Annotated in this window: 12 protein-coding genes; 5 read left to right on the top strand and 7 right to left on the bottom strand. The window is 45.6% G+C overall.

Annotated features, from left to right (window positions below):
• Positions 1-62 precede the first annotated feature (62 nt).
• Positions 63-2054, top strand: a complete 1992-nt coding sequence (tkt, locus tag C4S60_RS20955) for a transketolase (RefSeq protein ID WP_103882248.1) — start codon at positions 63-65, stop codon at positions 2052-2054.
• A 75-nt stretch (positions 2055-2129) separates the two neighbouring features.
• Here tkt and C4S60_RS20950 read toward each other — a convergent pair whose 3' ends face one another.
• From C4S60_RS20950 to C4S60_RS20930, 5 genes are all read right to left on the bottom strand, one after another.
• Positions 2130-2705: a hypothetical protein gene (locus C4S60_RS20950; RefSeq protein ID WP_103882247.1), complete on the bottom strand. Its 576-nt coding sequence runs from the start codon at positions 2703-2705 to the stop codon at positions 2130-2132.
• 203 nt (positions 2706-2908) lie between these two features.
• Complete coding sequence (locus tag C4S60_RS20945; protein ID WP_103882246.1) at positions 2909-3523, bottom strand: LysE family translocator; 615 nt, start codon at positions 3521-3523, stop codon at positions 2909-2911.
• Positions 3524-3620: 97 nt separating this feature from the next.
• Positions 3621-4535, bottom strand: coding sequence for a LysR family transcriptional regulator (locus C4S60_RS20940; protein ID WP_103882264.1), 915 nt, complete (start codon positions 4533-4535; stop codon positions 3621-3623).
• Positions 4536-4574: 39 nt separating this feature from the next.
• The gene (locus C4S60_RS20935; protein WP_146060887.1) at positions 4575-5909 is read right to left on the bottom strand and encodes a sensor domain-containing diguanylate cyclase; all 1335 of its coding nucleotides are present in this window, start codon (positions 5907-5909) and stop codon (positions 4575-4577) included.
• Between the two features lie 223 nt (positions 5910-6132).
• Positions 6133-6843, bottom strand: coding sequence for an aspartate/glutamate racemase family protein (locus tag C4S60_RS20930; RefSeq protein WP_103882244.1), 711 nt, complete (start codon positions 6841-6843; stop codon positions 6133-6135).
• Positions 6844-7158: 315 nt separating this feature from the next.
• Here C4S60_RS20930 and C4S60_RS20925 point away from each other — a divergent pair, with 315 nt between their 5' ends.
• From C4S60_RS20925 to C4S60_RS20910, 4 genes are all read left to right on the top strand, one after another.
• Complete coding sequence (locus C4S60_RS20925) at positions 7159-9030, top strand: methyl-accepting chemotaxis protein (protein ID WP_103882243.1); 1872 nt, start codon at positions 7159-7161, stop codon at positions 9028-9030.
• A 767-nt stretch (positions 9031-9797) separates the two neighbouring features.
• Complete coding sequence (locus C4S60_RS20920; RefSeq protein ID WP_103882242.1) at positions 9798-11228, top strand: sodium-dependent transporter; 1431 nt, start codon at positions 9798-9800, stop codon at positions 11226-11228.
• A gap of 136 nt (positions 11229-11364) precedes the next feature.
• Positions 11365-11988, top strand: coding sequence for a 3'-5' exonuclease (locus C4S60_RS20915; RefSeq protein WP_103882241.1), 624 nt, complete (start codon positions 11365-11367; stop codon positions 11986-11988).
• 96 nt (positions 11989-12084) lie between these two features.
• Positions 12085-12987, top strand: coding sequence for a DMT family transporter (locus C4S60_RS20910; RefSeq protein WP_103882240.1), 903 nt, complete (start codon positions 12085-12087; stop codon positions 12985-12987).
• Here the strand turns inward: C4S60_RS20910 and C4S60_RS20905 are convergent.
• Together C4S60_RS20905 and C4S60_RS20900 are read right to left on the bottom strand one after the other, a co-directional pair.
• On the bottom strand, positions 12984-13760 hold the full coding sequence (locus C4S60_RS20905) for a hypothetical protein (protein WP_103882239.1): 777 nt from the start codon (positions 13758-13760) through the stop codon (positions 12984-12986). The two genes, C4S60_RS20910 and C4S60_RS20905, sit on opposite strands and share 4 nt — an antisense overlap.
• Positions 13747-14448, bottom strand: coding sequence for a hypothetical protein (locus C4S60_RS20900; RefSeq protein WP_103882238.1), 702 nt, complete (start codon positions 14446-14448; stop codon positions 13747-13749). Before C4S60_RS20900 ends, C4S60_RS20905 begins: the two co-directional genes overlap by 14 nt.
• Between the last annotated feature and the right edge of the window lie 151 nt (positions 14449-14599).

Genomic DNA, 14599 nt, shown 5'->3' with positions numbered 1-14599 from the left:
GGAACGTTTGCGTTCCCCCCTCTAATTTCCCCTCTCCTGAATTGTAACTATTTGGTATTAATATGGACCGTAAAATTCTAGCAAATGCTATTCGTGCTCTAAGCATGGATGGCGTTCAACAAGCTAACTCTGGCCACCCGGGTGCACCTATGGGTATGGCTGACATCGCTGAAGTGCTTTGGCGCTCTCACCTAAACCACAACCCAGAAAACCCAGAGTGGGCAGACCGTGACCGCTTCGTTCTTTCAAATGGTCACGGCTCAATGCTGATCTATTCACTATTACACCTTACGGGTTATGCACTTCCTATTGAGGAGCTCAAGAACTTCCGTCAGTTACATTCCAAAACACCAGGTCACCCAGAGTATGGTTATGCGCCAGGCATTGAAACCACTACTGGCCCTCTAGGTCAGGGCATTACTAACGCTGTTGGCATGGCTCTGGCGGAGAAGACGCTTGCTGCACAGTTCAACAAAGATGGTCACGAGATCGTTGACCACTACACTTACGCATTTATGGGTGACGGCTGCCTGATGGAAGGTATCTCTCACGAAGCGTGTTCTCTTGCTGGCACACTTGGCCTAGGTAAACTCATTGCATTCTGGGATGACAATGGCATATCCATCGATGGTGAAGTCGAAGGCTGGTTCTCAGACGACACCCCTAAACGTTTCGAAGCATATGGTTGGCATGTTATTCCTGCTGTGGACGGCCACGACTCAGAGGCCATCAACGCGGCGATTGTAGCGGCAAAAGCAGACCCTCGCCCTACTCTTATTTGTACCAAAACCATCATCGGCTTCGGCTCTCCAAATAAGTCAGGCTCTCACGACTGCCACGGTGCACCACTAGGCGCTGAAGAAATCGCTGAAACACGTAAGCAATTAGGTTGGGAGCACGGTCCATTTGAAATTCCGTCAGAAATTTATGCAGAATGGGATGCGAAAGAAGCGGGCGCGACTAAGGAAGCTGCGTGGAACGAGAAACTTGCAGCTTATGAAGCAGCATACCCAGAGCTCGCGGCTGAGTTCAAACGTCGTGTAAATGGCGAACTCCCTGCTGAGTGGGAGCAAAAAACCGCTCAAATCATCGCTGACCTTCAAGCTAACCCGGCTAACATTGCCTCTCGTAAAGCGTCTCAAAACGCACTCGAGGCTTTCGGCGCGATGCTGCCAGAATTCCTAGGTGGCTCAGCTGACCTGGCACCTTCTAACCTGACCATGTGGTCCGGCTCCAAGTCACTAACCGCTGACGATGCATCAGGTAATTACATTCACTACGGTGTTCGCGAGTTTGGTATGACTGCTATTATGAACGGCATCGCACTACACGGCGGCTTCGTACCTTACGGTGCAACCTTCCTGATGTTTATGGAATATGCCCGTAATGCTATGCGAATGGCTGCGCTGATGAAGGTACAAAACATTCAAGTGTACACCCACGACTCCATTGGTCTTGGTGAAGACGGTCCTACTCACCAGCCGGTAGAGCAGATGGCATCACTTCGCTTGACGCCGAACATGAGCACATGGCGTCCGTGTGACCAGGTAGAGTCCGCAGTAGCCTGGAAATTTGCCATTGAGCGCAAGGATGGCCCAACTTCGTTGATTTTCTCTCGTCAGAATCTAGCTCAACAGGCTCGTAGCGAGCAACAAGTAGCGGACATCGCAAAAGGCGCATACGTTCTGAAAGACTGTGAAGGCAAACCTGAGCTAATCCTGATTGCAACCGGTTCGGAAGTCGAACTTACTGTTAATGCCGCAGCAGAGCTTACACAAGCTGGCAAAAAGGTTCGCGTTGTTTCTATGCCTGCAACAGATGTGTTCGATAAGCAGGATGAAGCATATCGTGAATCGGTTCTGCCATCAGATGTGACTACACGTATTGCAGTCGAAGCCGGTATTGCAGACTTCTGGTACAAGTATGTTGGTTTCGGTGGCAAGATCATCGGTATGACCACATTCGGTGAATCGGCACCGGCAGGTGAACTGTTTAAGATGTTTGGCTTCACTACTGACAATGTTGTGAACACAGCGAAAGAACTGTTGAGTTAGTATAGATACACCAACACTTAATAACCAAAAAGCCGAACTAAATGTTCGGCTTTTTTAGTCTGTGTTAAATGTCAGTTACTTTTCATTCTCTTTGACGATTGGCAAAAGTTCCAACTCTGAACGTCCTGTTACCATATCAATGACATACATATACAGGTGCTGCGGATCTCCATGATGCTTAAAACTGAATTGATAGACATGTGCCGGTGAGAAGATAGGTAGTTCTGTAATTTCTTTTAAATCATACCCATCCTGTACGTAAACTTCCTGAACCTCTAACGTTTGTCTTGCCGTGTCTCGTTCTCTGTCGCGGTTATATTCACGTTCCGTAGAAGGGTTAGTAGGATAAGATTTACCGTCAAAACTCATGACACGCAGTGAACCATTACTCCACACATAAAGATCGTTCCAGCCATTTGTTTTGCGATTGGCCACCAGCACGGGTTCTCTGGTCACCGACATTCGGCTAATCAGCTCACCTTTATCGCTAAAAAGGAAACCAGTGCATCCTCCAGAGCCACAAAAGTAACTATCTTGCATCAGTACGAATATCTCTTCACTACCATCACCATTAAGATCGGAGGCTCCCGCTGAATATCGGTATTCTTTCTCTGAACCATCAAGCTTTTCAGCGCCCAAAATATCTTCCATGACCAACCGTTCTACATTATCCAATGTAAAGCGATCTGGACGGGGTTCAGAAGAATAGTTGTGTTTACACCCTACTATTCCCAATATCACCAACAGAGAAACAAAGAGATGATTTGCTTTCAAAACGTCACCCTAAAGACATGAATATGCTCTAAGTGTATGAACATTAATGCCGTTTCTCAAGTTGACAAAAAACATCATTATTACAGTGTGTAGATAACGCGAGCAGCGAGCAGGATAAGAACCAAACCGGATAATTGGTCGATAATCCTGGCCTTAGATTTTAATCCATTCAGTAACCTTGGAGATGACAACATGAAAGTAATCAGCGTATACCACAGGCCATCAATGATAAGTGGTGTAGTCACAATAATCGCTTTGTCGGTCAGTTCGCTACCAACCGCAACAAACTGACTAAACAGAGCTGTAAAAAACAACGCAATTTTAGGGCTCAAAAGAGAAATGAACAGCCCCTCTTTCGCCGCTGATGCGACGGACACTTTCTTACCTGACTCCAGTCTTTCAACGATACCCCCTTTTGAGCGGATCGCATTGAAACCTAGCCACGCAAGATAAAGCGCACCTAATAACGAAATGGTTTTGAACAATAGCGGAAACTGATGGAGCAACACCGAAAGCCCCAAAACAGTAATAAGTGCATAGACTCCGATTCCAAACGCATGAGCCCATGCAGTGGCCAGCCCATGCTGTCTGCCTCCGGCTAAACTATGTTTTGCAACAATAGCCAGACTGGGCCCGGGGGACATAGCCCCTAATAGACAGATCGTCAGCAAAGATAACCAAATAGTGAACGTCATAATATCTCCTTCAAACACAAGGAAACTCTACCACTCTTTGGTTATTACATGAAATCACCATTTATCATTATGGCTATGATTAAAAATCATAAACTGTTCAGTGAACTGAGTACATAGAAGTACGCATAATCGAATGAACATGCTCTCTGAGCCAAATATGTGCGGGATCACGATCATATTTGGGATGCCAGATAAGCCAATACTTGTAACTTGGCACCGAAAAGGGAAACTCCGAAACATGCAGGCCCAATTTATCTTTAAGGTTAATGGCGATATGAAGCGGTAACGTCAGCAGTGCATCATTTTGATTGAGCAGTGCAAATGCCGAAGAAAAGAAAGGGGTCGAAGCTAAAATCCTGCGCTCCAGTCCTCTCTCCTTCATACTTTGCTTCAAGAAACTGTCTTTATCCCCGCCGCCCGAAATTCGAATATGAGAAAACGTTTCAAGATCCTGTTCATTTAAAATCGAATGTTTGGCTAAAGGATGACGACGACGCATCACAATAACGGGCCTGTCCTCTCCTATCTGCAGAGAGCTCAGTGACTTTGGAGCCTCCGGAAGCATAGTGGAGGAAAGCTGTACGTCTATCTCTCCGAGATGTGTCAGGTTTTCTGGCTCCCACAAGCGATAAGCGAAGGTCATAGCAGGCGCAAGCTTTGATAAGTGCGCTACAATTTCAGGGAAAATATACTGCGCCACATAATCTGAAGACGAGAAGGTAACTGTCTTCGCATAAGCCATAGGATCAAAGTGTGACTCTCCAAGTACCTGAGTAATTTCCTTCAGTACCCTTTCCAACTCCCCATTGATCTGTTCCGCACGCGGTGTGAGTAAATAGTGATTGCCACTTCTGACCAATAGTGGGTCATTGTAGATTTCGCGTAGTTGGCTCAGTTGCCGGCTTACCGCAGATTGCGTTAGATTCAGTCGTTCAGCCGCACGGCTAACATGTCGCTCAGTAAGAAGAACTTCCAGCGTATAAAGAAGATTGAGATTAATTTTCTGAGTCATGACCTGCATTGTCACTTGTGGTTAGCTTCTCTCTGAGCGCTAATTAGCTCGAGAAAAAACTTGAGTGCTAGAGGGTAATAACTGGACTACCGCTCGATTTTTACCCTTTCTTTTTGCAGCATACATGAGTTTATCGGCCTCTGACAGTGATTTGAAATCACGCGCATCTTCATACACCGCGCATCCGATACTGACAGAAAGAGACAATAACTCTAATCCGGTAATTGACAGCGCGCTCACAGAACGACACAACCGCTCTGATAACCGATAGGAAAACTCAAGATCGCAATCAACATAAGCCAGAGCAAACGTTCCTCCACCGATTCGGGCAAAGATGCAGTTTTCCGCAATTTGGTCTCGTATGTCACTGGCTATAGACTCTATAACCAAGTCCCCTTTGAGATACCCATGTACTGTGTTGATCAGCATTAAATTATCAATATCGACGACGATAATGCTCAAACTGGTGTCATTGTGCTTCACCTGATCCAAATACCGATGGAAGAAACGGCCATTTCTCAGTCCCGTCAAGGCATCCTTATCCAATGGCAGTGGTGAACTGTTAACAGCTCTATTAGCCAAAACTCGTTTTGCTCTCGCAGAATGGGCACACGTTGCATAATAGACAATAGCAAAAGCGGTCAGCACAAGCAGAGTATAGGGAACGATATACCTCGGATATATCGTAGCTATATGCACCCAACGGCTTAAAATCCGTTGACGCACATCTGATGTGACATTATTGAATCCCGGAATCAATGCCTCTAAGAGCCGGTTGTTGGCTTTTGGCACCGCGAAGTAAAGTGCTCCAGAATACAGATGCTCTGCTGCATAAAAAGGGTTCATCTGACCAAAGTTATACAGATAATAGTTTGCTACATGCAAGTCGGTGACAAAAGCACTTACTCGCCCGGAAAGCGCTGCCTCGAGCAACCGTTGATTATTTTCATAAGAGACGATTTTGGCGCTAGGGTAGTTGCGCTGCAAAAACTCCATTTCATATCCACCCTGAACCACACCAATCTCATAGTCGTATCCCCCCATTAACACCGCCTCTCCCCCTAATGCCCGAAGAGTCTCATGAAGATAGAGTTGAGTATCGATTTCGAACAGTTCAGTGCCAAAATCGAAATATTGAGAGCGGTCACTCGACCACATCAGTCCCCCATGGGCATCCGCATTGCCCTCTTTCACAGCGTCAATAGACTCTTGCCAGTCAACCAGAAGGAACTGAATATCGACATTATTGGCTTCACCATAAGCTCGCCATAAATCAACCAGCACCCCGGCAGGTTCATTGTTTTGATCCAGATAGGAATAAGGTGCCCACGCTTTGGAGTTTGATATTACCAGCGTTGAGTTGTCCGGTTGCATCGCGGTTGAGCAACCAGACCAAATTACAAATATTAATAATAAAGGCAATAACTTATGAACACGCACAGATACCTCTTAGATAAACAGAAACGCCCAATAATAGTTATAGGATCCCGAAGTACGCTATTTTAGCAAAAAGTAATAAACCGAGACCGAAGTCGCAAAAATATATGCAATCAATAGCCCAAAATGTGAGTGTACTCATTGTGCTGATGACATATCGCTATTCCGCGCTCTCCGGTGTCTTGAGTGCAAAACAAACCGCAGCATCACTATGAATTTGAGTAGTGTCATACAGTGGAATCTTGGTATCCGTTTGTTGAACCAGCATCGCTATCTCCGTGCACCCGAGAATGACTGCCTGAGCACCGTTGCGACTAAGGTCATCGATCGTGGCCAGGTACGCTTCTCTGGACGCGTCTTCAACCACACCGTTGACTAATTCCTTATAAATCACGTCGTGAACCAACTTTCGTTGTGCTGGTTCAGGCACAACAACATCGATATTATGCTTTTCTGTTAACCTATCCTTATAAAAGCCTTGTTCCATGGTAAAAGCAGTGCCAAGCAGCCCTACTTTGGATACGCCATTTTGCTTTAGAGTTTCAGCTGTAGCATCGGCAATATGGATAAGAGGAATGGAAAGTGATCGTTCTATATCATCGGCGACTTTGTGCATGGTATTTGTACAAATCAACAGACAATCTGCACCGGCCGCCTCTACGGCATTGGACGCCATGACAAGACATTCCGCTGCTTTGTCCCAGTGCCCTAAGCTCTGATACTTTTCAATTTCAGCAAAATCCACGCTTACTAGGGCAATCTTTGCCGAATGAAACCCTCCGAGTTGCCTTTTCACGCCCTCATTAATGGCTTTATAATAATTCGCTGTCGACTCCCAACTCATACCGCCCAAGAGACCTATTGTTTTCATTACCATTCCTTTTTGATGTTCCGTCCGAATCCATTTTGAATTTTGTTAATGTAAAAATGTCACTTACGCATTGAACACACCACCTTTTCAACGCTATCCATTCATAAAGCCTACGCTAACTAAACCAATCATTTATGCCAGAGGGCAGACCAGTCGCCTTCAACGATATAACTGCTAAAGAAATCCGTGTTGCTTCCGATAATAACACTAGTTATACAAGACACTGTTCTTATTAGCTTAAGAAATAACGATAATATTCAAAGCAGTACTGGCTAGCCCTATCGGCCTGAGGCCTCAGCCAATCTAGGATGTAGTATGAAATTTAGTCACAAAATCGTCTCGGCATCAGCAGCTTTGTTGCTAGTGACCGTCTCAACACTGGGTATCACCCAACTAGTTACCGTTCGCAGTGAGCTTCAAAACCACATTGATGCCAGTATCCATGAACTCATCACTGGGGTTAAGAACACCATCAATTACGACTTAAACTCCAAGCGTGATCTTGCCAGCGCTGTCACCGAATCTATTGAGATTGACCCCTCAAATAATCAATATATCGTGGATGTCATTACCACGCCTACTCTTAAAAACAGCTTTCAAGCAGTAGGTGTCGGTTATGAGAAGGATGGCTCTTTAGTCAGCAATGACGGTTGGGTACCTGATGCCTCATACGACTCACGTTCTCGCCCCTGGTATCAGGAGGCCAAGTCTTCGGGAAGTACGATCATTACCGACCCTTACGTCGACTCTTCAACAAAGAGCGTCATTATATCTTTGGGCTCGCCAATTAATGACGAGAGCGGCCGTTTTCTCGGCAGTGTGGTCTTTGATGTGACCCTCAATACCCTGGCAGATCTGGTTAACCAGACGAATCTATTCAACGCTGGTTACTTGTTTGTGGTTACGGACCAAGGAATGACCATTGCCCACCCGGACAGTAGCTTGAACGGTCAGGCCGTTACAAAGTTCGCACCCGGAATCCAATTATCGGCCGGTGTGCAGCAACTGCAAATAAACGGCAAAGACTATCAGGTTAACTTGATTCAGGTTCCAAAAGAGAACTGGTACGTAGGTGCCATCATCGACAAAGACATCGCCTTCTCTGCGATTGGCGAACTGCGTAATCAGTCTCTCTTCTTTACCTTAGCGGGCCTCATCGTCAGTGTGTTCGCTCTCACCGTATTGATTCGCGTGCTAATGCGTCCTCTCAATGACCTCAATGCAGCCATTCAGGACGTTGCCAACGGTGATGGCGACCTGACGCATCGTTTGGAAACCAATACAGACGAAGAGTTCGCAGAGTTAGCAAAAGGATTCAATACCTTTACCTCCAACCTGCAACAGCAAATCATCGAGTCAAAGGAGATTTCGACTAAGATTCTCTCTCTTACTCAACAAACAACACAGGGGGCGAAGCAATCTGCTGGAGCTATGAGTACTCAGTTACAAGAACTAGAGCAACTCGCAACCGCCATGAATGAAATGGCCAGCACATCTTCAGAAGTAGCGAACAATGCTCAAGGTGCAGCAAGCGCTGCTCAGGCAGCAGACAATGCTACACAAGAAGGTTCAGAAGTGGTTCTAGATACCACCAGTGCCATTACAAACCTTTCCCAGTCCATCGAGGACGCCGTGATTGAAGTCCAGGGTCTTGAAACAGCTACAGACAATATCGAAACAATTCTAAAAGTGATTAACGATATTGCCGATCAAACAAACCTACTAGCTCTAAATGCTGCTATTGAGGCTGCTCGTGCTGGTGAGTCTGGCCGTGGTTTCGCAGTTGTCGCGGATGAAGTACGAACCCTTGCACAACGAACTCAAGAATCAACAACAGAAATTCGTAATATGATTGAGCAACTTCAGTCGGGCGCTCATTCAGTGTCTCATGCTATGACACAGAGTAAAGAAAATGCCAGTCTGGCAGTCGAACGCGCTCAAAGTGCGAACAACGCACTGGAGCGTATTCGTCAATCCATAACGCAAATCTCAGACATGAACATGCAGATCGCAGCGGCAGCCGAAGAACAAAGCCTGGTAGCAGAGGAAATCAATGCGAATACCATTAAAATTAAGGATTTGAGTGAGCAGGTTGCCGATGCGGCAAACGGTGCAAGCTCCGCAATGACTGAACAGTCGAGCAATGTCCATCAGCAAGAAACCATCCTGAATCGCTTCAAGGTGTAATTAATCAAGGGCGCATCAAGCGCCCTTTTTCTCAATTAAGCACAGTTGGTACACTCTCATGCTATAAATAATCGTTCACGTCATGTGACTTCATTACACCACAAATCTGAACCTAGCCAGGTGGCAAACCGTACTTGGTGCTGCACTATGCCAACCGAACCTCTCACTCAAACCAATCCACTAGTCTAATTCACTCTAAGCGCTACAATCATCTGGATTGTCGAGAAAAGGCCATTTATTAACCCACCCACGCTGACAACTCTAGTGTACAGCACCTTAGCAAGCCCGAGTTAACCCTTATATTGACAAGGCTATTTTTGCACTAAACTTACTCCATATTCGATGTTTTCTCACAAAAAGTTTCTTATTTTCGTCCGTTATGTAGCGTTTGAGGGCCTGACATTGGCCAAATATATTCGCAAGGCAAAAATGGATACTTACGCCAATAGATGCTAATTATATCGACAACTTCAGAATTATCGCCTACATTATGCAATAGAGTGATTAATCTAGCACAGCAATTGGCACCAGCACGTCAAGAAAAACCAGAAAATAAACCAAGAAACGTCTAAAAAATCAGCAGTTGACAACAATTTGATGACAAATGTTAGAAAAAAACACTTTTTAGACTTCCAACTCCAACCATAAACTGGTTTACTTGTCACTGTTAGAGCGCCTCTAAAAACTTTAGAAAGTGTATAAAAATAAATACACCAACTTTTCGGCGCCAAAGTTACGGACAAACACAACAGATTATTGGAGTTATCGTGGCAACGAGCAACACAAACACAGCACCCCGCGACAATTGGGGTTCGAAGCTAGGCTTCGTAATGGCAGCTGCAGGTTCTGCAGTAGGTCTTGGTAACATTTGGAAATTTCCATACACAGCAGGTGAAAACGGCGGTGGCGCGTTCATCGTTATCTATCTTGCATTTGTTATCTTTATTGGCTTTAGCGTAATGCTGACTGAATTTGCCGTAGGTCGTAAGACCGGTCGTGCAGCAGTAGGTGCGTTTAAGTCGACAGACGGTCGTTGGACATTCGTAGGTGTCATTGGCGTACTGAGTGGTCTGCTTATCATGGGTTTCTACCCAGTAGTAGGCGGTTGGGCTCTGGCGTACGTTCAAAAAGTATCTACCGGTCTTCTAAGTAACCCTGAAGCCATCGGTGATAGCTTCGGTGGTTTCATCACCAACCCAATTCAGCCTCTTATGTGGATGGGTATCTACCTGCTAATGAACGTTGTTATCGTTAGCCGTGGTATTTCTGGCGGTATCGAAAAAGCCGGTAAGATCCTAATGCCAATCCTGTTCCTGATTCTAATCATCGTTTCAGTGAAAGGTCTGTCTCTACCGGGTGCAATGGCAGGTATCGAGTTCCTATTCAGCCCTGACTTCTCGAAAGTAGACAGTGGCGTAGTGCTTGCGGCTCTTGGTCAGGCATTCTTCTCTCTAAGTCTGGGTATGGGCTGTATGATCACTTACGGTAGCTACCTGAAGAAGAAAGAGAACCTGGTTCAAACTACAGGTATGGTTACAGCAATGGATACAGGCGTTGCAATCCTTGCTGGTATCGCAATGTTCCCTGCAATGTTTGCTCTAGGTATGGAGCCTGCTGCAGGTCCTGGTCTGGTATTCGTTGTTGTTCCTCAGCTATTCGCTGAAATGGGCGGCGTTGGTCTTGTCTTTGCCCTGCTGTTCTTCGTTGGTCTAACGGTTGCAGCACTAACTTCTTCTGTATCACTACTTGAAGTTGTCGTGTCTTACCTAATCGACGAAAAAGGCATGAAGCGTTCTACTGCTGTACTTTCTTCAGCCGCTGTAATGGCCGTACTATGTGTGTTTGCTTCTCTGTCTCTTGGCGGTGTTGGTCCAACTCTGTTTGATACTGGCGCGTTCGACATCTTCGACCTAATGACAGATAAGATCTTCCTGGCTGTAGGTGGTATGTTGGTATGTATCTTCGCCGGTTGGAGACTAAGCCGTGAAGAACTTGAGAAAGAGATCACCAACGACGGTGAAGTGAAATTCCCACTGTTCGGTCTTTGGTACAACCTGGTTAAATTTGTTATCCCTGTAGCTGTAGCAATCGTTGCATTCGCAGGTATCTCAAGTGGCTTCGACAGCGGTAAAGGACCTATCATGCTGATGGGTATCGCAATCATCGCACTTACAGGCATCTTCTCTAAGAAGCTGTAACTAGCAAGTCATCATTAACATAAAAAGAGGAATCTATTGATTCCTCTTTTTTATTGTTTTTAATCCCCTAGCTAGTTTCACTGCTCTCCTCTTCAGGGTATGCTTTGCTTCCCGCTGTTTAGAACGAGAAAAACTGATGTCCACTCTAGCCAACTCCGTTGTCGTACTCGACTTTGAAACTACCGGACTCTCTCCGACCCAAGGAGACAGAGCCATAGAAATTGGTGCTGTCAGACTCGAAGATGGTGCTGTCGTAGACCGATTTCAATCATTGATGAATCCAGGATTTCGCGTCAGCGGTTTCATTGAGGGGTATACGGGCATTAATAATGCCATGTTGGCTGAGGCGCCTAGCTGTCAGGACGTCATGACCGATTTTGCGCAATTTATCTCAGGCTCAAATCTGGTTGCTCACAATGCTTCCTTCGACAAACGCTTCCTCGATGCCGAACTGGCGCTCATTGATCGAGATTACCAAGGAGAGTTTGCCTGTTCCTTACTGGTATCAAGACGACTTAATCAGGAAACCAAGTCGCACAAACTTGGTGACCTGGTCAAGTATCATCAGATTGAAAATGACGGCGTCTTTCACCGTGCTCTTGCAGATGCAGAAGTAACGGCGTCACTTTGGTTACTACTGGTTCAGTCTCTCACATCGCAATATAATATTGAGCACCCAACTTTTGAGCTGATGCAAAAGTTATCAAAGCAACCTAAAGCATCGGTAGCCCGCTTTTTAGCAAAACAGGCACAGCGCTAAACATCAAATTTGTGATTCATAATTACATCAGAGAATGAAATGACCTGACAATACGATGGCGGTATATTTCTCTCTCGGTTTCAGTCAGAGCTTCAAATGAATACAACGTTAGACCCACTCATTCCAACTGGTGTCAGGTACATGATGCTGTCAGCGCTTGGCTTCGCCCTTATGTCTGCCTGCGTCAAATACGTCAGTACCTATGGTATTCCCGTATTCGAAATCGTTGCTGCCCGTGCGTTGGTATCGCTGATTCTCAGTTATTTAGATGTAAAACGTAAACGCATTTCCGTTTGGGGCAACAATAAAAAACTGCTGCTTGTTCGAGGTACTGTGGGAACAATGGCACTTATCTGCGTTTACTATTCAGTAACTACGCTACCCTTAGCCGAGGCAACGATTCTGCAATATATCCATCCAGTGTTTACTGCATTACTGGCGTTTGTCTTTCTGAGAGAGCGCATCCAGTTCTCGACTCTCATTTGCATTTTGCTTAGCTTGCTCGGTCTATACATTATGGTTGCACCAACACTCAGTTCACATGGCATAGACACATTGCCGTTGTTTAGTGTGGGTATTGCGCTTCTGGGGGCATTTGGAAGCTCTGTCTCCTACGTCGTAGTGCGTAAACTGAGTCAAACAGAAGACAGTTCAGTCATCATTTTCTATTTCCCATTGGTAGCTTTGCCGCTATCAATTCTCCTCATGAGCAATGATTTCGTGATGCCGGATCTTTATCTTACTGGTGTGCTCGTGCTGATCGGGATATTTACTCAGGTTGGTCAACTGGGTCTCACCAAGGCAATGCAGACTCAAGCGGCGGGCAAAGCCTCGGCGTACTCCTATATCCAAATTGTCTTTTCTATCATTCTTGGATTGGTTCTGTTCCAAGAAATGCCATCAATTTGGACATATTTAGGAGGGACATTAATCGTCGCAGGCGCGCTGATCAATGCATTTGGGAAACGACTTCGTTTCCCTTTGCTCTCGAGAAGTTAGTTGGTATCGTCATGTGCCGACTTTAATCGATTATCCCTAAATGACTGATTGAGCAACCAGACTGACGAACCGAGAATAGACATGGCAACCAATGCGCGAAGCCAGTAGACAAGCGTTCGAGTCAATAACGTCATCATATCTGCTGTCACGGAAATCGAATACGGATAGGACACAGAGTGATGCTCTGCTGCAAGTACATAGTCTGAACCAACTGGATCAGCACGCCTGTAAACAGGGCTCTCTTTACCAGTTAGAAAGAATGCGTAATTGGCATAATCCAGAGCAGGCTCTAACCAGTACCCCACCAACCTTCTCGGGTTCACATAAGCAAACAGGCGTTTTTCTTTGTCATCGACTGCCACAACCAATGAGGTTTCAGGAAAGTAGTTGGTAAGCAATGACCAGCCGATAAATATATTGGAACGCGAATTCCCCTCCCAGTAGGGTTCACTTAACTGAGTGATACCAAACATGCTACAGACCTCAGATATATCGGCATTCGGACTAATGAACCCAACCGCTCGAATACGTTCATTTTCGTACGCCAGATTGGCGTATTCATCCATAAGAGATTCCGGGCAGCTGGCGTCATAGGGAAACTGTCGAATGGCTGTCACGATTTCATCAATGCGCTTGTCAATTTTCAGTATCGACCCGCTTGCACTGCGCTGTATTTCTCCGGATATATGCTGATAGGCAATGGAAGCACTCAAAAATAGACTCAACAACAAGGCTAGTAGCCATTTCCCATACGACAACTTAGAGGCGCTCATAAGATTCTTCCTCTGAGTTTAATCTGGTATAAACATCAATGACAAAGACCAGCCCAAAAACCAATAGACCTAGAATTGAGAGCCTGACAAAGAAGGTTTCGATACGAGCGGTCAACAGGCCCATGGTTTTAGTTACTTTGATTTCAATTGGATACCGAGAAGACATCAACGAAGTCGACAACTCTTTACCAGCGAATTCACTTTGATTTCGATCAAGCAAAGGCATATCTGAGTCAGGGAAAGACATCGTCACTCTTGCATCATTGTCATAAGGTTCAATCCACCAGCCCAAGACTACCCTTGGATTAATGGTTCCGATGACAAGTTTGTCCCCCCGATAAACGGCCAACGCAAAAGAGAGATCACGTCGATGCTCAGTGACTTGGAGCCTGGCAAAGACGACATCTTCAACCTGTTTCGCTTGCCAAAATGCTTCATCAATCAGGCGCTCTTGCGTTCCGAAATTACTGCAATACTTAGGATCACTACTGGCTGTGTCTGCAATAACCAAACCCCGTATTCCGACGCTTTTGAACACGTGATGGGCAAGCGCAGTCTGTTCTTGTACGTTGCAGATTTCAGGTATAGGAAGAGAGCGAAGGTCAGCTTCGATTATTGAAAGTTGCGCATCTATTCGACGCATGATCGTTTCGGCGTCCGAGCTTAATTCCTCTCGAAACGTTAGCATTTGATAAACGCACCCTATCAGTAGTGTGTACAGAAAAATCAGTGATAGGTTTTGCCAAGTCCGTCTGGTGACCATATATGTATAAATACCGGAAATAATAGAGAGAAAATCATAACACTCAAGAAGTGTCAGTTTCTTTATCACAACTCAA

It is taken from the genome of Vibrio hangzhouensis, from assembly GCF_900107935.1.
In the GTDB taxonomy this organism is placed as follows: Bacteria; Pseudomonadota; Gammaproteobacteria; order Enterobacterales; family Vibrionaceae; genus Vibrio; species Vibrio hangzhouensis.
This window is presented reverse-complemented; position numbering and strand designations above follow the sequence as displayed.